At 72.2% G+C, this 23,029-nt stretch carries 18 protein-coding genes; 10 read left to right on the plus strand and 8 right to left on the minus strand.

Annotated elements, in window-relative coordinates; translation table 11 throughout:
* The first annotated feature begins 186 nt into the window (after nt 1–186).
* A complete protein-coding gene (locus ACZ7EC_RS13070) occupies nt 187–1,149 on the plus strand; it encodes an SDR family NAD(P)-dependent oxidoreductase (RefSeq protein WP_471061832.1) in 963 nt (320 codons plus the stop codon).
* Between the two features lie 854 nt (nt 1,150–2,003).
* Here ACZ7EC_RS13070 and ACZ7EC_RS13075 read toward each other — a convergent pair.
* Nucleotides 2,004–2,174 (minus strand): hydrophobic protein, encoded by a 171-nt coding sequence (locus ACZ7EC_RS13075; RefSeq protein WP_471061835.1) that lies wholly within the window; start codon nt 2,172–2,174, stop codon nt 2,004–2,006.
* Nucleotides 2,175–2,397: 223 nt separating this feature from the next.
* Here ACZ7EC_RS13075 and ACZ7EC_RS13080 point away from each other — a divergent pair, with 223 nt between their 5' ends.
* From ACZ7EC_RS13080 to ACZ7EC_RS13090, 3 genes are all read left to right on the plus strand, one after another.
* Nucleotides 2,398–2,790 (plus strand): BlaI/MecI/CopY family transcriptional regulator, encoded by a 393-nt coding sequence (locus tag ACZ7EC_RS13080; RefSeq protein ID WP_471061837.1) that lies wholly within the window; start codon nt 2,398–2,400, stop codon nt 2,788–2,790.
* A 284-nt stretch (nt 2,791–3,074) separates the two neighbouring features.
* Nucleotides 3,075–4,016, plus strand: coding sequence for a helix-turn-helix transcriptional regulator (locus tag ACZ7EC_RS13085; protein ID WP_471061840.1), 942 nt, complete (start codon nt 3,075–3,077; stop codon nt 4,014–4,016).
* 117 nt (nt 4,017–4,133) lie between these two features.
* Complete coding sequence (locus ACZ7EC_RS13090) at nt 4,134–4,577, plus strand: Fur family transcriptional regulator (protein ID WP_471061843.1); 444 nt, start codon at nt 4,134–4,136, stop codon at nt 4,575–4,577.
* 490 nt (nt 4,578–5,067) lie between these two features.
* Here the strand turns inward: ACZ7EC_RS13090 and asnB are convergent, their stop codons facing one another.
* Nucleotides 5,068–6,858 carry an asparagine synthase (glutamine-hydrolyzing) gene (gene asnB / locus ACZ7EC_RS13095; RefSeq protein WP_471061845.1) on the minus strand — a complete coding sequence of 597 codons (1,791 nt, stop codon included), beginning with the start codon at nt 6,856–6,858 and terminating at the stop codon, nt 5,068–5,070.
* Nucleotides 6,859–7,268: 410 nt separating this feature from the next.
* Between asnB and ACZ7EC_RS13100 the strand changes: the two genes are divergently transcribed.
* Entirely contained in the window at nt 7,269–7,724 is a 456-nt protein-coding gene (locus tag ACZ7EC_RS13100) for a hypothetical protein (RefSeq protein WP_471061848.1), read from the plus strand.
* Nucleotides 7,725–7,814: 90 nt separating this feature from the next.
* Nucleotides 7,815–9,443, plus strand: coding sequence for a multicopper oxidase family protein (locus ACZ7EC_RS13105; RefSeq protein WP_471061850.1), 1,629 nt, complete (start codon nt 7,815–7,817; stop codon nt 9,441–9,443).
* A gap of 46 nt (nt 9,444–9,489) precedes the next feature.
* Here ACZ7EC_RS13105 and icmF read toward each other — a convergent pair whose 3' ends face one another.
* The gene (icmF, locus tag ACZ7EC_RS13110) at nt 9,490–12,720 is read right to left on the minus strand and encodes a fused isobutyryl-CoA mutase/GTPase IcmF (protein ID WP_471061853.1); all 3,231 of its coding nucleotides are present in this window, start codon (nt 12,718–12,720) and stop codon (nt 9,490–9,492) included.
* A gap of 282 nt (nt 12,721–13,002) precedes the next feature.
* Here icmF and ACZ7EC_RS13115 point away from each other — a divergent pair, with 282 nt between their 5' ends.
* Nucleotides 13,003–14,151, plus strand: a complete 1,149-nt coding sequence (locus ACZ7EC_RS13115; protein WP_471061856.1) for an acyl-CoA dehydrogenase family protein — start codon at nt 13,003–13,005, stop codon at nt 14,149–14,151.
* Nucleotides 14,152–14,441: 290 nt separating this feature from the next.
* The gene (locus ACZ7EC_RS13120; protein ID WP_471061859.1) at nt 14,442–15,644 is read left to right on the plus strand and encodes a TetR/AcrR family transcriptional regulator; all 1,203 of its coding nucleotides are present in this window, start codon (nt 14,442–14,444) and stop codon (nt 15,642–15,644) included.
* Nucleotides 15,645–15,724: 80 nt separating this feature from the next.
* Here the strand turns inward: ACZ7EC_RS13120 and ACZ7EC_RS13125 are convergent, their stop codons facing one another.
* Nucleotides 15,725–16,096 (minus strand): MerR family transcriptional regulator, encoded by a 372-nt coding sequence (locus tag ACZ7EC_RS13125; protein ID WP_471061862.1) that lies wholly within the window; start codon nt 16,094–16,096, stop codon nt 15,725–15,727.
* 119 nt (nt 16,097–16,215) lie between these two features.
* Between ACZ7EC_RS13125 and ACZ7EC_RS13130 the strand changes: the two genes are divergently transcribed.
* Together ACZ7EC_RS13130 and ACZ7EC_RS13135 are read left to right on the plus strand one after the other, a co-directional pair.
* On the plus strand, nt 16,216–17,124 hold the full coding sequence (locus ACZ7EC_RS13130; protein ID WP_471061865.1) for an NADP-dependent oxidoreductase: 909 nt from the start codon (nt 16,216–16,218) through the stop codon (nt 17,122–17,124).
* Nucleotides 17,125–17,530: 406 nt separating this feature from the next.
* Nucleotides 17,531–18,838: an eCIS core domain-containing protein gene (locus ACZ7EC_RS13135; protein WP_471061867.1), complete on the plus strand. Its 1,308-nt coding sequence runs from the start codon at nt 17,531–17,533 to the stop codon at nt 18,836–18,838.
* A 34-nt stretch (nt 18,839–18,872) separates the two neighbouring features.
* On the opposite strand, the gene ACZ7EC_RS13140 is transcribed toward ACZ7EC_RS13135, so the two are convergent.
* The 4 genes from ACZ7EC_RS13140 to ACZ7EC_RS13155 form a co-directional block, all read right to left on the minus strand.
* Nucleotides 18,873–19,820 carry an amidohydrolase family protein gene (locus ACZ7EC_RS13140; protein WP_471061869.1) on the minus strand — a complete coding sequence of 316 codons (948 nt, stop codon included), beginning with the start codon at nt 19,818–19,820 and terminating at the stop codon, nt 18,873–18,875.
* A 161-nt stretch (nt 19,821–19,981) separates the two neighbouring features.
* Complete coding sequence (locus tag ACZ7EC_RS13145) at nt 19,982–20,833, minus strand: STM4011 family radical SAM protein (RefSeq protein ID WP_471061871.1); 852 nt, start codon at nt 20,831–20,833, stop codon at nt 19,982–19,984.
* A 10-nt stretch (nt 20,834–20,843) separates the two neighbouring features.
* Nucleotides 20,844–22,226, minus strand: a complete 1,383-nt coding sequence (locus ACZ7EC_RS13150; protein WP_471061874.1) for an STM4012 family radical SAM protein — start codon at nt 22,224–22,226, stop codon at nt 20,844–20,846.
* Nucleotides 22,223–23,029 carry an STM4013/SEN3800 family hydrolase gene (locus ACZ7EC_RS13155; protein WP_471062066.1) on the minus strand — a complete coding sequence of 269 codons (807 nt, stop codon included), beginning with the start codon at nt 23,027–23,029 and terminating at the stop codon, nt 22,223–22,225. The genes ACZ7EC_RS13150 and ACZ7EC_RS13155 overlap by 4 nt, the downstream gene beginning before the upstream one ends.

Raw genomic sequence — 23,029 nt, forward strand, 5'->3', positions numbered from 1 at the left:
TGGGCGACCGGTCAGGGCCTGCGATCCGCCGTGGATCGCAGGCCCTGACGCATGTCCGGGTCCCCGGGGCGCCGGGCCGGTCGCGGTGGTGGGCAGCCGAGGGCCAGCCGGCCGGGCGACCGCTCCCGGCCGGCGCTCGGTGCGGTACTTGACTTGGAGAGCACTCCAATTCGTAGCGTTCCCGGTATGAGTACTGCACAGCACAAGATCGGGTCCGGCTTCGGCGCCACCAGCACCGCCGACGAGGTCCTGGAGGGCATCGACCTCAGCGGCAAACTCGCCCTCGTCACCGGGGGTTACTCGGGGATCGGGCTGGAGACCACGCGCTCGCTCGTCAAGGCCGGCGCCACGGTCGTCGTACCGGCGCGCCGTCCCGAGACCGCCGAGCAGGCACTGGCCGGGCTGCCCGGCGTCGAGGTGGACGAGCTGGACCTCGGCGACCTGGACAGCGTGCGCGGCTTCGCGGAGCGGTTCCTCGCCTCCGGGCGGAGCCTGGACATCGTGATCGACAGCGCCGGGATCATGGCCTGCCCGGAGACGCGGGTGGGAGACGGCTGGGAGGCGCAGTTCGCCACCAACCACCTCGGCCACTTCGCCCTCGTCAACCGGCTGTGGCCGGCGATCGCGCCGGGCGGCGCGCGGATCGTCTCCGTGTCCTCGCGCGGCCACCACGCCTCCGGAATCCGCTGGGACGACGTCCACTGGCGGCGCGGCTACGACAAGTGGCAGGCGTACGGCCAGGCCAAGACCGCCAATGTCCTGTTCGCCGTCCATCTCGACAAGCTCGGCCGCGACGCCGGGGTCCGTGCCTTCGCCCTGCACCCCGGCGGCATCCTCACCCCGCTCCAACGGCACCTCGCGCAGGAGGAGATGATCGAGCGCGGCTGGATCGACGAGCACGGCAACCTGCTCCACCCCGAGGCGTTCAAGACCCCGCAGCAGGGCGCGGCCACCCAGGTCTGGGCGGCGACCTCCCCGCAGCTCGACGGTCTCGGCGGCCTCTACCTGGAGGACTGCGACATCGCCGAGCCCGCCCCGGAGGGCGACGCCCGCGAAGGCGTCAAGGAGTGGGCGATCGACCCGGAGCAGGCGGCCCGGCTGTGGACGCTGTCGGCCGAGCTGACCGGGGTGGACGCGTTCGCGTCCTGAACCGTCGCCCGGCGGCCCGCGCAGTCCGGGCGGGTCCGCGGTCCGCGACGGGCGACGCGTCCGCCGTGGTCACCGGTCCGCCGTGGTCACCCGTCCGGCGCACCGGCCCGCCGCCACCTCGCGGTCGTGCGGCCGGGTACGGCGCCGCCGGGGTCCCGCGCGTCGGCACACCGTACGAGGACGGCGACGGGTGCACTTGGGGATCTCCGGCGTGGAGGCGCAGGCGCAGCTCGGAGTGCGGCTCGGAATGTGGGCCGGGGCGCGGGCTCGGCGGTGCGGGATGTCGGCGCGGGCGCGGGTGGGGCCGTCGAGGACGTGGGGCGCACCGTGCGGGAGGCGGGCGCTGCCGCAGATGAGGTGGTCGGCGTGGCGGGGAAGGCGGCCGAGTGCAGGGCGATCCGGCAGACCGCGCGGTTGGCCAGGAGGGCCGCCGGGGGAGGGCGGTGACGCCGGGCGAGGCCGGTACCACCGCCCGCACACGCCGTACCCGTGACGGCAAGGGCGTGAGCAAGGGCGCCGGGGCGGGGCAGAGGCGGCGACGAGCGGCCGGAGCGTCCTGTCCGCCGCCGTGCCCGGCAGTCACGGGACGAATCCCGTGAACGAACGACCGCCGGGGACCCGGCGGAGCCGCCACGGGGCCGGTGAAACGATCACCTGCCGCGCGCGGCTCCGCTGGATCCCCGGAATGGGACATCTCGTTCGAGGCGCCCCGGACCGCCGTACGCTCTCCGGCGACGGCGTACGGGAGTCCTCCTCCCGCAGCGAGCGGGCCAACCTCTCCGACCGCGTTGCCGCCGGCCGGGAGTACCGCGAGGTCCGTGTCGCCTACCGTCTGGCGAGGCGGCCCGTCTCGCCTACCAGCGGTACCAGCGCCCCCGGCGGCCGCCGCTCCCGGTGGGCCGGACCAGGAAGCCCAGCAGCCACACCACAAGCACGATCACCGCGATCCACCACAGCGCCTTCAGGGCGAAACCCGCGCCGAAGAGGATCAGGGCCAGCAGAAGAACCAGAATCAGGGGAACCATAGTTATCAACCTCCTGGCCACCGAATGCCCTTGCTTCGTCATGGCAAGCACACAAAACACCGGTTACTTCCACGGCTCGGGGGGAATGAGCACCCGTTCGGCCGGGGACTGATCCGCTCGCGTCCCACCATCGGGTGCGGGGGCGCGATCGGAGCGATGCCACATCCGGAAGGCTTGTCCTACGATGTGAAGCGCCTCGGTGACGGGCGGCGGAGGGGAACAGGTGCGACGGCTCGGTGGTCTGGAAGCCGAAATCATGGACCGTCTCTGGAACTGGGGACGGCCCGCCACGGTCCGGGAAGTCGTCGACGACATCAACCGGACCCGCCCGGTCGCCTATACGACCGTCATGACGGTCGCGGACATCCTGCACCGCAAGGGCATGCTCCGGCGCGAGAAGGCCGGACGCGCCTGGCTGTACGAGGCGCTGCGCAGCCGCGAGGAGTACACCGCGAGCCTGATGCAGGAGGCGCTCGGCAGCACCGGGAACCGGCAGGCCGCGCTCCAGCACTTCGTTCGGCACATGTCACCGGAGGACGTGTCCGTCCTGGCGGCAGCCCTGCGCGCCTCGGGTCACCGGCTCGCGGACGAGGCTCCACCGCAGAGGCCGCTGTGAGCCGACGCGGTGAACGGCCCCGGCCTACCCGCGTATTGGCGTGAACGCGCATCCCTGCCGCACCGGCGCGTGACGACCGTCACATTACTAAGCAGCATCGGAGATCTGCGGCCCCCTCTGTGACAAGGTGTGATGAGAGAGCTTCGCGCAATCACAAGGGGGGCTGCGTCGCGGTGATCAATGGCAGTGGCGGTGCGGGGGTGCAATCCACTGATCTGGCTCTCACTCTCTACCGGCATCTTCGGGCACGGGGGGCGTCCAGCCTGCGCAAGGCCGCCTGCGACATGGGTCTGTCGGAGGCCGACCTCGGGCGCTGCCGTACGGAACTGATCGACCTCGGTCTGATCGTGCGAACCAGTCGACTGCACGCCAACCGCCTCGAACCCGACGCGCCGGACGAGGCCGAGAGCGACGTCGTCACGGTCATCGCCCCCGAGGTCGCCCTGCTGCGGCTGCTGGAGCGCGAGCGCACCCGGCTGCGCGATCACCTGGAGCAGGCCGACCGGGCGCACCACACGCTGAAGACGCTCGCCGGCAACTTCCTGCACACGGAGACGCTGGCCCGCACGGTCGGCGTGGAGATCGAGATCCTCTCGGACTACCGGCGTATCCAGCAGGTGCTGGAGGACATCACGGTGACGGTGCAGAGCAACCTCGCCTCGATGCATCCGATCGCGCGGGGCCGGGAGATCCCCGAGCGCGCCCTCGACCGGGACCGGCGGCAGATCGAGAAAGGGGTCCAGGTCCGCTCCATCTTCAGCCAGCGTCTGACGTCGGTGCCCGAGGACGCGGAGCATCTGCGGATGAAGGCGAAGCTGGGCGTCCAGGTGCGCCTGTCGCCCGTCGTCCCCATGAATATGATCATCGCGGACGGGCAGTTCGCGATCCTTCCGGTCGACCCGGAGGACGGCTCGGCCGGCGCCATCCTCGCGCGCGGCTCCGCGATCGTGCGGTCGTACCAGACGCTGTTCGAGCACTGCTGGCACACCGCGACGCCGTACGGGGAACAGGCGCTGCCCGCGCGGGGCGGGGACGGGCTCTCGGAGCAGCAGCGGGCGGCGCTGCGCATGCTCGCCTCCGGGATGAAGGACGAGAAGGTGGCGCGCAGCCTCGGCGTCTCGCTGCGCACGGTGAGCCGGATGATCTCCGAGTTGATGCAGGAACTCGGCGCGTCCAGCCGCTTCGAGCTGGGCGTGCGGGCCGCGCGGCTCGGCTGGCTCGGCTGAACACCGCTGCCAGGTGCGGGACTTGCCGGCCGTCGCCGTCCTCGCGCGCCCCGAGCGCCTGGTGAGCCGAGAGGTACGATGCGTTCGGACTTGTGGTCTCACCAGCCGGCGGGGGAGATGGCGCGCGAAGCGGTGGCTCAGGGGCGCGAGGCGGGGATCCGGCGACTCCGTGACGTGGGGCTGCGGGTCACCAGCGCGCGCCTGGAAGTGCTTCAGGTGCTCGCGTCGGGTGATCACTTCGACGTCGAGAGCCTGACGGCCGCGGCACGCGAACGGCTGGGCACCCTCACCTCCCAGGCCGTCTACGAAATGCTGCGGCATTTCCTGGAAGCCGGTCTGGTCGCGAAATTCGAGCGACCTGGCTGGCCGGCTGTTTTCGAAATCGCGGGCCCTCGGCACCAGCATGCGCTGTGTGTGCGGTGCGGGCGCGTGGAAAACGTCGTACACCACGCCCCCATGCTCCCGCGGAAGGATTTGCCGGACTGGGATGTGAGCGACGCGGATATCGTTTTCAAGGGCCGGTGCCCGGACTGCCGCCCGGTGGTTTCCGCGACCGGATGAGGAGCGGACGACGACTGGACGACGGGCGGGGCCGGGTGAGCTGGCCGTCCAGCTCACCCGGCGCCGGGGAACGCGCCGCGTCAGACCGCCGCGGTCGCCGTCGGCCAGTTGTTGTCCGGGGGCGTGGCGCTGGGCCAGTTGTTGCCGGCGGTGGTGCGGAAGTCGGCGGTGCGGGAAGGCGCGGACAATTTTTCCTCCAGGAAACGAGCGATGGTCTTCGTCCTCGGACCCGTGCCGCCGGGCGTGTTCCGAAGACATTTCCATAATCGCCCTCCCTGGACTCGGAGTCCATGTTTCCTTCGAGTCGTAGACCCGCCATGGCGCGGATAAGACGCCGCGCCTTTTTGGGTAAGCCAACACCTTTGGTCCACTCAAATGAACTGCTAGGCTCGGCCCACGGCCCTTTTGCACCTCCGGGAGGAAGCGGCCGCCGGGGCAGGAGCGTGCCGCCGCTTCTGCCCCACCGCGGACACCGGGCACCCGGAGCCGGTCACGCCGCGAGTCCGGTCGACACCCGCAGGCCCTGCACCACATCGGTCCACAACTCGTGTACGCCGAGCGCCCACAGGGTGAGGGCATCCTGGTCGGAGGGGCGTTCGGCGTGCCGGGCGAACAGCGCCTGCACCCGGTCGGCGCGCAGTTGCCCGGTGCGCCGCAGCCGCGCGGGCGAGAGCAGTTCGCGCAGGGCCCACAGCAGCGGCCCGTCGGCGGCGAGCACCGCGGACAGGGGCAGCGTGAAAGGCTGATGGGGCCGCCGCAGCGTGGCCGCCGGAAGCAGTCCCCGCCCGGCCTCGTACAACGCCCTTTTGCCGGTGCGCAGTTCGGCGGGCAGCCGGTGGGACAGGGCCGCCACGCCCGGCTGGCAGAACGGCATCCGGGCCTCGACCGCCCACGCCATGCTCAGATGGTCCACGCGCCGCAAGTGATACGCGGGCAGCCGGCGCCGCGTCTCGAACCGCTGGAGCGCCGCGGCCCGTTCGGTGCCGCAGGCGCGCAGCTCGGCCGTGACCCGGTCGGCCGCGGAACCCTGTTCGGCGATGAACGCCCGGTACTCGGGGGTGTAGAGCCACTCCCGGAGCAGCCGGGGCGCGGCAGCCAGCGCGTCGGCGTAGGCCGCCGTCCAGTCGGACCCGGCGGGCGCCGCCAGGGCGGCGCGGATGCGGTCGTAGCCGCCGAAGAGTTCGTCCGCGCCGTCCCCGGTGAGCGCCGCGGTGAACCCGGCCTCACGCACCGCCCGGAACAGCGCGTAGGTGCTGACGGTCGTCGGATCGGCGTGCGGCTGGCCCAGATGGCGCACCGTGCGGGTCAGCAGCGAGGGCAGTTCGGCGGGATCGAGGACGACCTGGTGGTGCCGGGTGCCGGCGCGTTTGGCGACGGCCTTCGCATAGGTGTGCTCGGCGCCCGGCAGCCGGCCGCGGTAGCCGAGGTGGAAGGTGTGCAGCGGCTCGGTGCGCTCCGCGGCGAGGGCGGTCACCAGGCCCGAGTCCAGGCCGCCGCTGGTCAGGGCGCACAGCGGCACGTCGACGTCGGCGAGCCGGCGCACCTCGCGGCGCAGCGACTCCCGCACGTCCGCGGCCGACGGCGCCGGCCCGCCGCGGGGCGCCGCGGCGCGCGGCCCGCAGCGCAGCATCCGCAGCCCCTCGCCCCCGCGGGCCACCGCGAGGCTTCCGGGCGGCAGGACGCGGATGCCGCGCAGGGCGGTCTCGGTGCCGAAGGGCGTCCGGGTGGACAGGACGGTGTCGAGGGTGTCCTCGCGCGGCGCGGCGGGCACTCCGTCGAAGGCGAGCAGCGCGGGGATCTCGGAGGCGAACCGCAGGGCGCCGCGCGGACCCTGGTGGTAGTGCAGGGGTTTCATGCCCATCGCGTCCACCGCCAGGACGAGTTGGGGCCGGCGCTCGCGCAGGTCGAGCACGGCGATCGCGAACATGCCGTCCAGCCGGTCGGTGAAGGAGGGGCCGAACTCGGTGTAGAGGGCGGGCAGCAGGCTGCCGTCGCAGCGGTCCGGGAAGCGGTGGCCGCGGGCGGTCAACTGCCCGCGCAGTTCCTGGTGGTTGTAGATCTCGCCGTTCAGTACGGCCAGCACGCCGGGTGCCGTCGGCAGCGCGAAGGGCTGGGCGCCGCCCGCCGGGTCGGTCACGGCGAGCCGGTCGCAGCCGAGGGACCAGCCGCGGCCGGTGCGGACCCCGCGGGCGTCCGGCCCCCCGTGCCGCTGCCGGGCCGACACGGTGGCCAGTTCGGCGCCGGTGGCCGCGACCGCGAAGGAGCCGAAGATCCTGCACATGCTGATGGCCTCCGAGACGTGGTTCCCGCGTGGTGGTGGAGCAACAAAATATCGGCGGAATGCCGACGGTTGATCTGGCGCGTTGGTGTCATGGCGTCCATGCGCCAGGGGAGCCGCCTCGTCCGGTCGGCGGCGGCCGAAGCCGGGGTGCCGTAACCACTTGGACAGCCGCCGGAGCGGCGGAGGGCGCTGTCACCTCGCCGATGCGGCCGGCGGCCCTGACCCGCGGTGACGCCGGCCGGGGCGGAGAGCTCCGGCGAGGCGAGGGACCCCCGCGGTCGTACGTCCTGCCGGGTCCTTCTCCCCGGTCGTCCGATCCCGTACCCCCAGGGGGTACAGTGACGTGCCAGCAGGAGCGCCTCCGCGGGCGCGGCTCGGAAAGGGGATGGCGGCAGGTGATGTACCGGCGGATGGGTGCGCGGAGCGGCGCGGTGCGCCGGTTCCGGACCGCCGTGCTGACGCTGCTCGCCGCTCTCGTCGTCCTGGTCCACCACGACGTGGGCCCGGTCCCCACCGCACCCGCGGCCCCCGCGGCCCCCGCGACCACCATGACCGCGATGTCCGGGACGGCCCATACCGCGCACCGCGCCACCGCGCACCGCGCCACCGGGGACGGGCGGCACACGGTCGCGTCGGCCTCGGTCATGGACCACGGCATGGATCACGACATGGGCGGCGCCTGCTCCGGCGCGCAGCACTGCACCTCCGGTGCCGTCGGCTCACCGCAGTGGATCGCGCCGCCGACCGTGCCGGCGTACACCGCCGAAGGCGCCCCGCCGGGTGGCGTCCTCGCCCGGCGCGGCCTGCCGGGCAACCCGCACCGCGCGCCGCCGGATCTCGCCCGCCTCTCCCGACTGCTGATCTAGGCCGGCACCGCGCGGCCCGCACCCCCGTACACCGTGGGGGCGATGCCGCATGCGCGCAGGTGAAACGGCATTCCGAGAAGAGGCATTCCCATGAACAGCATCAACCGTCGTTCCGCCCTGCTGGCCGGTCTCGCCGTCGCCGGGACGGGAGCGCTCGCCGCCTGCGGCGGCTCCGGGTCCGCGCCGGCCCTGGTGAGCCCCGACAGCAAGGTGGTGGCCACCACCGAGAGGAAGCGCAAGGGCACCGGAAAGGTGCGCGAGGTGACCCTGACCGCGGCGCCCGCCATGCTCGACCTCGGCGCGAAGGTGATGGCCAAGAGCTGGGCCTACGACGGCCGTACGCCGGGCGGGGAGATCCGCCTCTCGGCCGGTGACACCCTCGCCGCCGAACTCTCCAACCAGCTCCCCGACCGGACCACGACGTCCGTCCACTGGCACGGCATCGCCCTGCGCGCCGACATGGACGGCGTGCCCCCGGCCACCCAGGACCCGGTGCGCGCCGGGCACACCTTCACCTACCGCTTCCTCGCCGACACGCCCGGCACCTACTTCTTCCACCCGCACGTCGGTGTCCAGCTCGACCGGGGACTGCACGCCCCGCTGATCGTGGAGGACCCGCGGGAACCGCTGTCGTACGACGACGAGTGGGTCGTCGTCCTGGACGACTGGATCGACGGCGTCACCGGCACCCCCGACCAGGTCCTCGCCGAACTGAGCCACGGCATGGGCGACATGGACATGGGCGACATGGACGCGGGCGGTGCCGGGCACGGCGGTCCGGGGCACGGTGGCTCCTCCGGCCACGGCATGGGCGGCATGAGCGGCATGGACATGGGCGGCGGCACCGCGGGCAAGGGCGGCGGGCAGTCGTCCGGCTCGATGAAGTTCATGCTCATGGGCGCCCGAAGCAGCCTGCTCGGCGGCGACGCCGGTGACGTCGCATACCCGTACCACCTGGTCAACGGGCGGGTGCCGGCCGATCCCGACGTCTACACCGGCAAGCCCGGCACACGGGTGCGGCTGCGCGTCGTCAACGCCGGCGGCGACACGGCGTACCGGGTCGCGCTCGGCGGCCACCAGCTGACCATCACCCATACGGACGGCTTCCCGGTCGCCCACCAGCGGGTGGACGCGCTGCTGGTGGGCATGGGGGAGCGGTACGACGTCCTCGTCACCCTCGCCGACGGGGTCTTCCCGCTGGTCGCCCGCGCCGAGGGCAAGAACGCCGGCGGTATGGCGCTGGTGCGCACCGGTTCCGGTGCCGCGCCGAAACCGACCGTCCGCCCGAAGGAACTGGACGGCATGATCATGTCCGCCGCCGGGCTGAAGGCCGCCGACGACGTCCGCCTGGACACGAAGAGGACCGACCGCGTCCACCGGATCGAACTCACCGGCGGCATGGCGACGTACGACTGGGGCATCAACGGCAGGCGGTACGACATGAAGCGCCCCGCCGCTCACCCCCTCCTGGTCGAGCAGGGCGAACGGGTCCGGCTGGACTTCGTCAACAAGACGGACATGTGGCATCCGATGCACCTGCACGGACACACGTACCAGCTCGGCACGGGCGGCCCGCGCAAGGACACCACCATCGTGCTGCCCGGCCGGACGGTGTCCGTGTACTTCGACGCCGACAACCCCGGCCAGTGGATGCTGCACTGCCACAACGCCTACCACGGCGAGGCGGGGATGATGGCGCTGCTCGCGTACCAGGCGTGACGGCAGGAGGGGGGCGGCCCACGTGGCCCGCCCCCCTCGCCCTACATCAGACGTTGCGCCGGTACTGGCCGCCCACCTCGAAGAACGCCTCGGTGATCTGCTGGAGGGTGCACACCCGCGCGGCGTCCATGAGCACCGAGAAGACGTTGTCGCCGTTGACCGCCGCCGCCTTCAGGGCGGTCAGCGCGGCGTGCGCCTCCTGCTGGTGCCGGGACTGGAAGTCGTGCACCCGCTCCAGCTGGGAGCGCTTCTCCTGCTCCGTGGCACGGGCCAGCTCGATGGCGCCCGGTTCGGCGCCCTCCGCGTGCGGGTTGCGGAAGGTGTTGACGCCGATGATCGGCAGCGAACCGTCGTGCTTGCGCTGCTCGTACAGCATCGACTCGTCCTGGATGCGGCCGCGCTGGTAACCGGTCTCCATCGCGCCGAGCACGCCCCCGCGCTCACTGATCCGCTCGAACTCCAGCAGCACCGCCTCCTCGACCAGGTCGGTCAGCTCGTCGATGATGAACGACCCCTGGAGCGGGTTCTCGTTCATCGCGAGGCCCCACTCCCGGTTGATGATCAGCTGGATGGCCAGGGCCCGGCGGACGGACTCCTCGGTCGGCGTGGTGACCGCCTCGTCGTAGGCGTTGGTGTGCAGGCTGTTGCAGTTGTCGTAGATGGCGATGAGCGCCTGGAGCGTGGTGCGGATGTCGTTGAAGTCCATCTCCTGGGCGTGCAGGGAGCGGCCCGAGGTCTGGACGTGGTACTTGAGTTTCTGGGCGCGCTCGTTGGCGCCGTACTTCCGCTTCATCGCAATCGCCCAGATCCGGCGGGCGACCCGGCCGAGCACCGAGTACTCGGGGTCCATGCCGTTGGAGAAGAAGAACGACAGGTTGGGCGCGAAGTCGTCCACGTCCATGCCGCGCGCCAGGTACGCCTCCACGTAGGTGAAGCCGTTGGCGAGGGTGAACGCGAGCTGGCTGATCGGGTTCGCGCCCGCCTCGGCGATGTGGTAGCCGGAGATGGAGACCGAGTAGAAGTTGCGGACCTTGTGCGCGATGAACCACTCCTGGATGTCGGCCATCATCCGCAGCGAGAACTCCGTGGAGAACAGGCAGGTGTTCTGCCCCTGGTCCTCCTTGAGGATGTCGGCCTGCACCGTGCCGCGGACGCCGGCCAGCGCGTCGGCGCGCAGCCGCGCCGCCTCCTCGGTGGTGGGCTCGCGGCCCTCGTCGGCGCGGAACCGGTCGATCTGCTGGTCGATCGCGGTGTTGAGGAAGAACGCCAGCACGGTGGGCGCCGGGCCGTTGATCGTCATCGAGACCGAGGTCGTCGGCGCGGTCAGGTCGAAGCCGTCGTACAGCGCCTTCATGTCCTCCAGGTGCGCGACCGAGACGCCGGAGGTGCCGACCTTGCCGTAGATGTCGGGGCGCTCGCCGGGGTCGCGGCCGTAGAGGGTGACCGAGTCGAAGGCGGTGGACAGCCGGGTGGCGGGCTGGCCCTCCGAGAGCAGCTTGAAACGCCGGTTGGTGCGGAACGGATCGCCCTCGCCGGCGAACATCCGCGCCGGGTCCTCGCCGTCGCGCTTGAAGGGGAACACCCCGGCGGTGAACGGGAAGTAGCCGGGCAGGTTCTCCCGCCGCCAGAACCGCACCAGCTCACCGTGGTCGGTGAACCGGGGCAGCGCCACGCGGGGGATCCTGTTGCCGGACAGCGACTCACGGGTCAGCCTGGTGCGGATCTCCCGGTCGCGGACCCGCACGACCTGCTCGTCGCCGGAGTACGACGCGACGACGGCGGGCCAGTTCTCGATCTGCTCGCCGACCTCGTGCGGGAGCTGCTTGCGGGCGTCGGCGAGCAGCGCCGCCACGCTGTCCGCGTCCGAACCGGCTGCCGCCAGCTCGCCCGCGACCAGGTCGAGTCGCTGCACCCGCCGGGCCGCCTCGGCCAGCACCTCGGTCTCGGCGTGGTACGCGCGGACCGCCTCGGTGATCTCCGCGAGGTAGCGCACCCGGTCCGCGGGCACCACCTGGCGGATGCCGGAGGAGTGGCGGACGTCGACGGGGGCGAGGGTGCCCTCCTGGAGGTGCAGCCCCTTCCCGTCCAGCTCCGCCTTCAGATGCTGGAAGAGGGCGGTGACGCCGTCGTCGTGGAAGGTCGCGGCCGAGGTGCCGTACACCGGCATGTCCTCGGGCTTCTTGTCGAACGCCTCGCGGTTGCGCACCAGTTGGCGGCTCACATCGCGCAGCGCGTCCTTGGCGCCGCGCCGCTCGAACTTGTTGACCGCGACCACGTCGGCGAAGTCGAGCATGTCGATCTTCTCCAGCTGGGACGCGGCGCCGAACTCCGGCGTCATCACGTACAGCGAGGTGTCGACGAACGGCACGATCGCCGCGTCGCCCTGGCCGATGCCCGGCGTCTCCACGATCACCAGGTCGTACCCGGCGGCCTTGACCACGTCGATCACATCGGTGAGGTGCTCGGGCAGCTCGTGGCTGCCGCGCGTGGCCAGGCTGCGGAAGAACACCCGGTTGCCGTCGAGGGAGTTCATCCGGATCCGGTCGCCGAGCAGCGCGCCCCCGCCGCGCCGCCGGGTCGGGTCGACGGCGATCACCGCGATGCGCAGCTTGTCCTGCTGGTCCACGCGGAAGCGGCGCACCAGCTCGTCGGTCAGTGAGGACTTGCCGGAGCCGCCGGTGCCCGTGATGCCGAGCACCGGCACCACCCGCCCGGCCGCGGCGGTCCGCAGCCGGTCCATGAACTCCGTGGGCAGCTTGCCGAGTTCGGCGCCCGTGATGGCGCGGGCGGTGGCGAACCGGTCGCCCGCGAGCACGGCGTCCACGTCGGCGGGCTTGCCCTCCCACAGGTCGAAGTCGCAGTCCCGCACCACCGAGTTGATCATCCCGGCGAGGCCCATCCGCTGCCCGTCCTCGGGCGAGAAGATGGTCACCCCGTGTGCGCGAAGCCGGGTGATCTCCTCGGGCACGATCACCCCGCCCCCGCCGCCGACCACCCGGATGTGCTCCGCGCCCCGCTCCCGCAACGACTCGACCAGGTACTCGAAGTACTCGACATGGCCACCCTGGTAGGAGGAGACGGCCACGCCGTGCGCGTCCTCCTCCAGCGCCGCGTTCACGACCTCCTGCACCGACCGGTTGTGCCCGAGGTGGATCACTTCGGCGCCCTGGGACTGGAAGATCCGCCGCATGATGTTGATCGACGCGTCGTGCCCGTCGAACAGAGCGGATGCGGTGACCAGGCGTACGGGGTGCACGGGGGAGTGCAGTTCGCTCATCGGGGGCCTTCCGGGACAGGTCGGGGGACGCTGATCAGGGAAATACTAGGACGTCCTAGTAAAGCGCAATAGTCGAACGAGATGTGACCAGGCACACAGTCGGCGACACCTTTTGTGAATCTCGATCAGTGTGGCGGCGGGGCGCACCGTCCCGGAGTGCCCCGCTTCACCCGCCGTCATTTCACTACTTCCGCCGCAAGTGAATCTTGAGTAGTCTCCGCTGGCGCATTCGGTCGCACGGCGGCACCACCGCGGTTCTCGATCCCTCTGAGAAAGCTGATCATGAAGCGAACCCTTTACGAAGCCGAGCACGAGGACTACCGCGAGAGCGTGCGGGCCTTCGTCAACAAGCACGTGGTGCCGCACTACGCGGACTGGGACAAGGCCGGCATCGTGCCCCGTGCACTGTTCACCGGTCTGGGCGAGCTGGGCGCGCTCGGCATCGCCGTGCCCGAGGAGTTCGGCGGCGCGGGGATCAAGGACTTCCGCTACAACACGATCCTGCACGAGGAGGGCGCGCGGGTGGGCGCCATCCCGGCTATCCTCGGCCCGACCCTGCACGCGGACGTGGTCCTGCCCTACTTCCTCGACCAGACCGACGACGAGCAGAAGGCACGCTGGCTGCCCGGCATCGCCTCCGGCGAGCTGATCACGGCGGTCGCGATGACCGAGCCCGGCACCGGTTCCGACCTGTCCGGCATCCGCACCAAGGCCGTCCGCGACGGCGACCACTACGTCATCGACGGCGCGAAGACGTTCATCACCAACGGCATCAACGCCGACCTGGTCGTCGTCGCCGTACGCACGGGCGAGCACCCGCACCGCGGGCTCAGCCTGATCGTCGTGGAGCGCGGCACGCCGGGGTTCGAACGCGGCCGGAAGCTGGAGAAGGTCGGCCTGCACGCGCAGGACACCGCCGAGCTGGTCTTCACCGGCGCCAGGGTGCCGGCGGCCAACCTGCTCGGGCAGGAGGGCGAGGGGTTCTTCGCGCTGACGCGCAACCTCGCACAGGAGCGGATGTCGGTCGCGATCGCCGGGCTGGCGCAGGCGACGGCCGCCTTCGAGTGGACCGTCGAGTACGTGCGCGAGCGCAAGGCGTTCGGCAAGCCGATCGGCTCCCTCCAGGTGACCCGGCACCGCCTCGCCGAGCTGTCCACCGAGATCGAGATCGCCCAGCACTACCTCGACCGCTGCGTACTGGCGCTGAACTCGGGCGAGTTGACGGTGGTCGACGCGGCCAAGGCCAAGTGGTGGTGCACCGAACTCCAGGGCCGGGTCATGGACGCCTGCGTCCAGCTGCACGGCGGGTACGGCTACATGCTGGAGTACCCGATCGCGCGCGCCTGGCAGGACAGCAGGGTGAGCCGGATCTACGCGGGCACGACGGAGATCATGAAGGAGATCATCGGCCGTTCGCTGGAACTCGGCTAGGGTCTTTCTTCCGGATCATGTCGGCTCGGGTTGGCGGTGCCTTACGGCCGAGCCCGGCAAGATCCGGAAGAAAGGCCCTGGTCCACGGGTTCAGGAGGAGTCGGCTGGCCTGTCTGGAGGTGCCGGTGAGGATCGGGGTCGGAACGGAGCGGGGGAGCGCGCCCGCGGGCGCGGCGGAGGCAGCGGGGGCGGACACGGGGGCCGCTGCGGCCGCGGTCCGAACGGGGGCGCCGGGGGACGGCGCGGGGCCATCGGTGTCCGGTGCGGGATCGGCCGCCCCGAGTTGTACGGTGGCGGCCGGGCCCGGTGGGGAGACGGCCGCCCCGCTCGTGCGGGCGACGCGTCCGCGCAACCGGCGAGAGCTGATCATCGCCGCCGCGCGGGAGCTGTTCTCCCGCGACGGTTACGCCAACGCGGCGATGAGCGACATCGCGGCCGCCGTCGGCATCGGCCCCTCCGCCCTGTACCGGCACTTCGGCGGCAAGCAGCAACTGCTGCACGCCGTCGTCGCCGAGGCCCTCGACTCCTGCCTGTCCGGGCTGTACCCGGCGGGTCCCGGCGAACTCGACGTCCTGGTGAAGGACTTCGCCGGGTCCGCGCTGGCCCGGCGCGAGCTGGGGGTGCTCTGGCAGCGCGAGGCCCGGCATCTGCCCGCCGAGCAGCACGCGGAGCTCACCCGGCGGCTGCACGCCGCCCGGCGCACCCTCGCCGGCCAGCTGACCGCCGCCCGGCCGGGGCTGGACCCCGCCCACACCGAGCTGCTGTCCTGGGGCACGCTCGGCGTGGCGGCGAGCCTCGCCTACCAGCATGTGGAACTGACGGAGCCCGATCTCGTCGCGGGCCTGATGCACCGGATCGCCACCTCGACCCCGCCCGGACTCGGCGAACCCCGACTCGACGCGCCGCACGGCGTGTTGCGCCACCGCTCCCGCCGGGAGGCGCTGCTCGCCGCCGCGACCGAGCTGTTCGCCGAGCGCGGCTACGCCTCGGTCAGCCTGGAGGACACCGGCGCGGCCGTCGGGATCGCCGGACAGAGCATCTACCACCACTTCGCCAGCAAGCACGACCTCCTCGCCACCGCCGTGCACCGCGGCGTCGAACGGCTGTGGGTCGACCTGGCCGAGGTGCTCGCCTCGGCGAGGGACCACGCGGGTGCGCTGCGCCGCCTGGTGTGGCGCTACACCCGCAACGCGCTGGTCTCCCGCCATCTGGTGACGGTGATCGCCACCGAGGCCGAGCACCTCCAGGAGGCGGACCGGCTGCGCGCCCGGCAGTTCCAGCGCGACTACATCGCCGAGTGGCTGCACCTGCTGGGCGCGGTCCACCCGGCCATGACCCCGGCCGAGGCCCGCGTCCGGGTGCAGAGCGTCCTCACCGTCGTCAACGACGTGGCCCGCACCCCCCGGCTCGCCACCCGGCCGGGGATAGACCGCGCTCTGCACCACCTGGGCTGCGAACTCCTGGAGTTGGACACCGGACCACTGCCGGAGTGACGGCTTTCGACAGAGCGGGCCGGGGAACGGGTGGTCCGGGTGAGCCGACCCGGTGGGATGCCCGGCGCGTCGCGGCCGGCCTACCGTGAGGCCGCCGCCGGCCGCGGGCCCGCCGCGATGACGACGTCCAGCAGGCCGCGCGACGCCTGGAGGTCGTCGATCGCGCGGCTGATCCGCGCCCGCTCCTGGCGCAGCTCCGCGACCAGCTCCGGACAGACCGGCACCAGCCGTTCACCCTCGTCGCGGACGCACGGCAGCACCTTCGCGATGGTCTCCGTGGTGAGCCCGGCGGCGAGCAGGGTGCGGATGCGACGGACCGTCTCGACGTCCTTGTCCGTGTAGACGCGGTACCCGCTGGGCAGGCGCTCCGGCGCCAGCAGGCCCTGCTCCTCGTAGTAGCGCAGCAATCGCTCGCCGACCCCCGTGCGCCGCACCATCTCGCCGATGCGCATCCCGGCCCTCCCCGGCTTGACTCTCACACCGATGTCAGACTTTAGCGTGAGCTCCGACGCGGGACCACGACGGTCCCCGCACGGCCGTGACCCGGCCCGGAACTTGAGGAGTTGTCGCCATGCGTGCTGTCCGGATCGACGCCCACGGCGGGCCCGAGGTGCTCACCGTACGAGAGGTCGCCGCCCCGGAGTCGGAGCTGAAATCGGAGCCGGGATCGGAGCCGGGTGCCGGTGAGGTGCTGGTGCGGACGGTCGCGAGCAGTCTGAACCCGGTGGACTGGAAGACCCGCGCCTGGGACGTCGGCCCTGCCCTGCCGGCGACGCTTGGCTGGGACCTGGCCGGCATCGTCGTCGCGAGTTCCGCGCCCGAGTTCGCGGCCGGGGACCGGGTGATCGCGATGTCCGCGCAGCTCGCCACCGGCCTGGGTACCTGGGCCGAACTGGTGCGCCTGCCGGCACGGTTGCTCGCTCACGCCCCTACGACGCTCACCCTCGCGGAAGCCGCGACGCTGCCGCTCGCCGGGACCACCACGGTACAGGCCCTCGCGGCGCTTCGTCTGGGGAGCCGCACCCGGCTCCTGGTCACCGGAGCCGCGGGAGCCGTGGGCGGCCTGGCGGTCCAACTGGCCCGGCAGGCGGGCGTACCGGTCGACGGCCTGGTCTCCCGCCCCGAACACACTGAGGTGGTCGGGGAGTTCGGCGCGTCGACCGTGACGCACTCCGCCGCGGAGCTTCCGAAGGGGGCGTACGACGCCGTGCTCGACACGGCGGGCGTCGACGTCTCCAGCGCGCTCGCGGACGGGGGGTCGTACATCTCGGTCTCCGACGCGCCCCTGCCGGATGTGCCGGGCGCCGCGAAGAGTTACGTTCAGGAGAGTGCCGAGGATCTCACGGAACTGGCCGGCCTGGTCGACGCGGGGCGGCTGAGGGTACGGGTGGCCGCGTACTACCCCTTCACGCAGGTGCGCGCGGCCCACGAGCGCTTCGAGGCGGGCGGTCTGTCGGGCAAGGTCGTGCTGCTGTTCTGAGCCCGCCGGTGGCCGGAACCGGGCGGGCGGCGCCGGGTGTTCCCGACAGGATCTGCCGCCAAGGAACGGTCGGAGGCTGCCCGCCGCGCGCATGGTCAGGCGCCACTCCGGCAAGCCGCCGGCATTCGAGGGGCGGTCGTACGGATCCTCGCCCCCCGCCCCGCGCGCCCCGCGGACGCGCTCGCTGGGAGGACCGCTCCGATCGCGCCGACCAGGCCCTTTCCCGCTGCGCGATCACCGCGGAGCCCGAGGGCGGTGCGCGGGCACCGGCGGCCTCGTACGCGGGGGCGTGCCGAACCGTGCTCCCGCCACCGCCCGTTCGGGCAACCGCTCTGCCCTCGGGTACCTGGTGTCCGCCGCCGCGGGCCTGTATCCAGAGGGCAGGAGCCTAGTGAAGGAGCCCTCTATGCACGCCCGAGACACCGCGGAGGCGGCCGAGCGCACCGGCACCCGCAAGGCGTCGGCTCCGAGTGCCCCGGCGCGGCAGGCTCCGGGCGCGCTGGCGCCGCTCCAGCGCAGCGTCGGCAACGCGGCCGTGGTGCGGATTCTGCGCCGGAGCCAAGAGGCGGCCGGGCACGGCGCCGAAGAGGAGGCGGCGGTCCAACGGTCCGCCGTGCACGGGGTGTTGCGCGCTCCCGGAAGGCCGCTGGCGGAGCCGGTCCGGCAGGAGATGGAGGCCCGGTTCGGGGAGGACTTCTCCGATGTGCGCGTCCATGACGACGCGACTGCCCAGTCCTCCGCCGCCGGTCTCGGCGCCCGCGCCTACACGTCCGGCAGCCATGTGGTGATCGGACCCGGCGGCGCCGACCGGCACACGCTCGCCCACGAGTTGACCCACGTCCTCCAGCAGCGGCAGGGCCCGGTCGCGGGCACACCGACCGGCGACGGACTGCGGGTCAGCGATCCCGCCGACCGGTTCGAGCGGGCCGCCGAGGCCAACGCCCACCGGGTGCTCGCCGGTCCGGTGCCCGCCGCGCGGCAGGAGCGGGAGGAGACCGCCGGCCGGTCGGCCGCGGAGGCCGAAGGGTCCGTGCAGCGCTTCACGGACCAGGACGTGGAGGGTATGGGGGAACTGCGGGTCTCGGCCGGCGGCGCCTTCGCCATCGTCGACGGAGCGCACTACCTGTGGGTACGGGCCGACGCCCTCGGCACCATCTCCCCCGCCCTCCAGTCGGACAACCAGCAGGCCGACTTCCTGGGTGCGACCTACCACCGCTACTCGCTGGGCGGCGATGTGCTGAACCAGTGCCTGCACGTGGCCGAGGAGATCATCAACAACCGCGTCAACCAGCTGCCGCACGGCCAGTACGCCAGCACCATCGACACCTTCAGCAACAAGAAGGGCGCGCGCACCGAGTTCTTCGGCCAGCCCAGCGACGGGACCAACCGCCGGATGGCCAGGGAGTTCACCGGCGCCCGCGACGAGGCTGCGAACCCCCAGGTGGGCCAGGCGTTCGTGATCGTCGCGCTGAAACCCGGAGACAGGGAGATGAGCCAGTTCCACGCGGCCGCGGTGGTGGCCAGGGACGGCGACGACTGCGTCACCCTGGAGGCATTCGCCGGCGACGAGGAGCAGCTCGAGCCCGCCGCCGCCCGGATGTACACCGTCAACGGGGGAGAGTTGTCGTTCCACGGCTACTGGTCGGGCGAGGAGATGTACTACCACGGCGTCAGCGCCACCACGGTGATCATCAACCCCAACCCGGATCTCTGACCGGCCCGGCAGCTCCGGGGCCGCCGCGCCGGTGTCACGCCCGTCCGAACAGCTCCGCCGCGTTGTCGTGGCACACGGCCCGCAGCCACTCCTCCCCGAGGTCCAGCCGCTCCAGGGCGTGGAGTTGATGGAGGTAGGGGTAGGGGATGTTGGGGAAGTCGGAGCCGAGCAGGACGCGGTCGCCGAGTTCCGCGAGCCGGGGCAGCACCCGGCGGGGGAACGGCATGAACGCCTCGGTGAAATCGGTGAACGCCATCGTCGTGTCCAGCCGTACCTCCCGGTGCCGCTCGGCGAGGCCGAGGAACTCCTCGTACTCCGGCATTCCCAGATGCGCGACGATCAGCCGCAGCTCCGGGTGGCGCGCCAGCACCCGCGCGATCGGTCCGGGGCCGGTGTGCTTGCCGGGCGCGGGCCCGGAGCCGCAATGGATCACCACGGGGATCCGGGCCTCGGCCAGCACCCCCCAGGCCGGCTGGAGCAGCTCGTCGGCCGGGTCGTACGCCCCCACCTGCACATGCGCCTTGAACACCCGCGCGCCCGCCTCGATCGCCTCGCGGACGTACGTCTCGACGCCCGGCTCGGGAAACAGGGTCGCCGTGTGCAGGCAGTCGGGGGTCCGCCGGGCGAAGTCGGCCGCCCAGCCGTTCAGCCAGCGGGCCATACCGGGTTTGTGCGGGTAGAGCATGGCGGTGAAGGCGCGGACGCCGAACCGCCGCAGCACCGCCGCGCGTTCGGCCTCCTGCTGCCGGTAGCTGATCGGCCAGGCGAGCCCGCCGGTCAGCGGACCCCGCGCGTCGAAGTACTCCCACACCTTGCGCAGGACCCGCTCGGGCATGAAGTGCGTGTGCACGTCGATCAGACCGGGCAGCCCGAGCCGGCCCCAGAAGCGCCGGACCTCCGCGGCTTCGTCATCCGAGCGATGCGCGGAGGTGGCCGGGAGGGAGTCGGCGGGGGCGCCGGGGCCCGGACGGTGATCATTCATGCCGCCCACGATCATCCCGTGCCGCCGGTTCCGTCAATCACGTCCTGCGGCGGAGCGGGTGCGGCCATCGACCGGCCGGCGCGGTGAGCACCCTACGGTCGAACGGACCGCCGTGCGCCGCCGCGTAGGCGATGGCGTCGTCGACGGACCGGCGCCGGCTCTCAGCGCGGAGCCGACGCCGGTATCCGCTCCAGCACCCCGCCCGCGAACACGTCGTACAGCGGCAGCGTCTCCAGGTGGACGTAGCCGATGTGGCAGTCGCAGACCGCGAGCGGACAGGCCCGCGGACGCAGGGCCCGCCGGTACGAGCCGTCGTAGAGGTTCCCCAGCTCCGCGCGGACGAAGTGGCAGCGGCGCACCGTGCCCTCGCCGTCCACCGACACGACCGACTCCCCGGTACGGCAGGGCAGGCCCGCGCTGCGGTGCGGATGGCGGCTGTAGGGGAACAGCGGATCCAGCGCCGTCCACTCGTCGGCCTCCGCGTCCGTGTAGGTGTGTCCCTCGGCGGCGTTGACCCACAGATACACCTGCTCGGGCAGCTCCGCGCGCAGCCGGCGGGCGTGCTCCAGGTGCTCGGGCAGACCGACCACACCGACACTGTGCCGGATGCCGCGGGCGGCCAGATCACGGCACTTGGCGAGAAAGCGGTCGTACGGCGTCTGCCCCGGATGGTACGTGCACCACAGCGCGAGCGTGTCCCGGTCGGCGGCCGACAGCCAGTCGGTGCGGCAGCTGAGGTTGGTCTGGATCGCCACCCTGCGGATGTGCGGGAGCCGGCTCAGCTCCACGAGCGCCCGCCGGTACCAGGACCGCACCAGACCCTCGCCCCACGGCGTGAACAGCAGCGAGAGCCGGTCCCCCTGCTGCTCCGCCGCCCACCCGGCGAACCGCTCCAACGCGGCGCGGTCAGCGGTCAGTTGGGCACGGCTGTCGCGTCGCTTGGCGAACGGGCAGTACGGGCAGTCGTAGTCGCACGACGCCAGCGGGCCCCGGTAGAGAATCGTCAGGTCCATGCGTATGCCGTCACTTCACCTCGTACGCGGCCATGCGCGCCCGCACGGCGGCGGAGAACAACTCGGGGCCCACCGCGTCCGAATGCGCGAGACCCTCGGGGCTCAGCCGCAGCAAGCCGGGGCCCGCCGTCTCGTCCAGCCAGCCCCGCTCGGCGAACCGGTCCAGCTCGGCCGCGAAGTCGTCGCCGGGCGCGCTGCCGAACCGGGCCCGGTAGCCGGCCACCGGCATGCCCTCGGCCTGGAGCAGCGACTGGAGCAGATGACGGCGCCGACTCTCGTCCCCCGTCATCTCCCAGCCGAAGTCCGCGTGCCGGAACCCGGCCACGGAACGGGCGGTGTACGCGTCGATGATCCCGCGTATGCGGTGCATGTCCACCGCGTAGTCGAACGAGTAGTGCAGCCGGGAGGTGTACGAGCGCGCGCCGCAGCCGAGTCCGACCATGCCGTCCGTCTGGCACGCGTAGTCGCCCGCGCCGGTGTCCGGGGCGTCCGCGCGGCGGAACATGCGCATCGACACCTGCTCGTAGCCCTGCCCGAGCAGATGGTCCCGGCCGTGCCGGTACAGCCGCAGCCGCTGCTCGTCCCACTCCGCGTCGGCGGACACCGTCCGGTCCGTGTTGCCGGACGCCGCCCGCTCGCGCTGTCGGCCGAGACCGGTGCGCGGGCGCACATAGAGGGGATACAGATACAGCTCCTCCGGCCGCCAGGCGAGGGCCGCGTCCAGGGAACGGGTGAAGGACGCCTCGGTCTGCCCGTCGATGCCGTAGATCAGATCGATGTTGAGGACGGGGATCCGCACATCGCGGATCCGGCCGAGGGCCGCCTCCACGTCCGCCCGCCGCTGCGGCCGTACGGCGGTGCGCGCCTCGGCGTCCACGAAGCTCTGCACGCCCAGGCTCAGCCGCGTGGTGCCCCGCTCGGCCAGCACCGCCAGCCGGTCGGCGCTCGCCGTGGCGGGCGAGGCCTCCACCGACAGGGGGATCGCGGTCAGGTCGGCGCCCAGTGCGTGCTCGGCCAGGTCGCACAGCCGCTCCAGCTCCGCCGCCTCCAGGAACGTCGGAGTGCCGCCGCCGAAGGCCGCGTTCGCGAACCGCGCCCCCTCGCCCAGCGCCTCGCGCACCGCGGACGCCTGCCGCTCCAGCGCGTCCAGATAGGCGCCGGCCAGGCCGTCCGGCGCACCGATCCGGGTGAAGAGGTTGCAGAACCCGCAGCGCACCTCGCAGAACGGGATGTGGAAGTAGAGCGACAGGGCGCCCTTCGGTTCGTCCGCCCACAGATCGCGCAACGACGCCTGCGCACGGGGCAGCGGGCGGTAGGCGGTCTTGTGCGGATAGGCGTAGACGTACTGCTGGTACGGGCGGACGGCGGTGGCCGTCGCGGTGGCGCTGGTCATCGGGCCTCGTCGAGGAAGAAGTGGGCATAGGGGATGGTCCAGACGACGTCATGGCCGATGCGGTGGCCCGTGTAGCCGTCCTCGCCGTACGCGGTGCCGTGGTCGGAGCAGACGATGGCGAGGCACGGGCGGCGGGCGGAGGCAGCGGCCAGCAGCCGGCCCATGTGCCGGTCCACGTACTCCAGGGCCGCCGCGTGGGACTCCCGCGTGTCGCCGGCCTCCTTGGTGGCGCCGGGCAGGTGGAACCAGTTGGGCTGGTGCAGCGCCGACACGTTCACGAAGAGGAACAGCGGCTGGTCCTCGGGGAGATCGGCGACGACTTTCTCGGCGCACGCCACCTGGGCCTCGAACGAGGTGGGGGAGGCGACCCCGAACTCCGGTTCCCAGTGGCTCTCCTGGAACATCCCCGGCAGCACCGAGCCCAGCGGGCCCTGCTTGTTGAAGAAGCCCACACCGCCGATGCACACCGTGCGGTAGCCCACGGCGGCGAGCCCCGAGACCAGATCCGGCGTGTCGTAGACGAAGGTGCCCGCCGCGGTGCTCTCACTGCCCGCGAAACGGGCGGCGAACAGCCGCGGATGCGGACCGGGCGCGGCCGGCGTCGGCAGGAAACCCGCGAACATCGCCTGATGGGAGGCGTAGGTGAAACTGCCCGGCGCGTGCCGCCGCTCCCAGACGCCGCCCGGCAGATGCCGGGCCAGATTCGGGATGCGCCCGGCCGCCGCCAGCTCCTGCGCGACGTCGTGGCGCAGGGTGTCGAGCGTGACCAGCAGCAGATCGTGGCTGCCCACGATCTCGGTCAT

The organism is Streptomyces sp. NPDC037203 (genome assembly GCF_055605065.1).

Coding starts and splice junctions, on each gene's coding strand:
- ACZ7EC_RS13130 (WP_471061865.1), top strand. CDS start 16,216: ATGCGTGCTGTCCGGATCGACGCCCACGGCGGGCCCGAGGTGCTCACC.
- ACZ7EC_RS13115 (WP_471061856.1), top strand. CDS start 13,003: ATGAAGCGAACCCTTTACGAAGCCGAGCACGAGGACTACCGCGAGAGC.
- ACZ7EC_RS13135 (WP_471061867.1), top strand. CDS start 17,531: ATGCACGCCCGAGACACCGCGGAGGCGGCCGAGCGCACCGGCACCCGC.
- ACZ7EC_RS13100 (WP_471061848.1), top strand. CDS start 7,269: ATGGGTGCGCGGAGCGGCGCGGTGCGCCGGTTCCGGACCGCCGTGCTG.
- icmF (WP_471061853.1), bottom strand. CDS start 12,720: ATGAGCGAACTGCACTCCCCCGTGCACCCCGTACGCCTGGTCACCGCA.
- ACZ7EC_RS13145 (WP_471061871.1), bottom strand. CDS start 20,833: ATGGACCTGACGATTCTCTACCGGGGCCCGCTGGCGTCGTGCGACTAC.
- ACZ7EC_RS13090 (WP_471061843.1), top strand. CDS start 4,134: ATGGCGCGCGAAGCGGTGGCTCAGGGGCGCGAGGCGGGGATCCGGCGA.
- ACZ7EC_RS13070 (WP_471061832.1), top strand. CDS start 187: ATGAGTACTGCACAGCACAAGATCGGGTCCGGCTTCGGCGCCACCAGC.
- ACZ7EC_RS13150 (WP_471061874.1), bottom strand. CDS start 22,226: ATGACCAGCGCCACCGCGACGGCCACCGCCGTCCGCCCGTACCAGCAG.
- ACZ7EC_RS13140 (WP_471061869.1), bottom strand. CDS start 19,820: ATGAATGATCACCGTCCGGGCCCCGGCGCCCCCGCCGACTCCCTCCCG.
- ACZ7EC_RS13105 (WP_471061850.1), top strand. CDS start 7,815: ATGAACAGCATCAACCGTCGTTCCGCCCTGCTGGCCGGTCTCGCCGTC.
- ACZ7EC_RS13155 (WP_471062066.1), bottom strand. CDS start 23,029: ATGACCGAGATCGTGGGCAGCCACGATCTGCTGCTGGTCACGCTCGAC.
- ACZ7EC_RS13085 (WP_471061840.1), top strand. CDS start 3,075: ATGGGTCTGTCGGAGGCCGACCTCGGGCGCTGCCGTACGGAACTGATC.
- ACZ7EC_RS13075 (WP_471061835.1), bottom strand. CDS start 2,174: ATGGTTCCCCTGATTCTGGTTCTTCTGCTGGCCCTGATCCTCTTCGGC.
- asnB (WP_471061845.1), bottom strand. CDS start 6,858: ATGTGCAGGATCTTCGGCTCCTTCGCGGTCGCGGCCACCGGCGCCGAA.
- ACZ7EC_RS13125 (WP_471061862.1), bottom strand. CDS start 16,096: ATGCGCATCGGCGAGATGGTGCGGCGCACGGGGGTCGGCGAGCGATTG.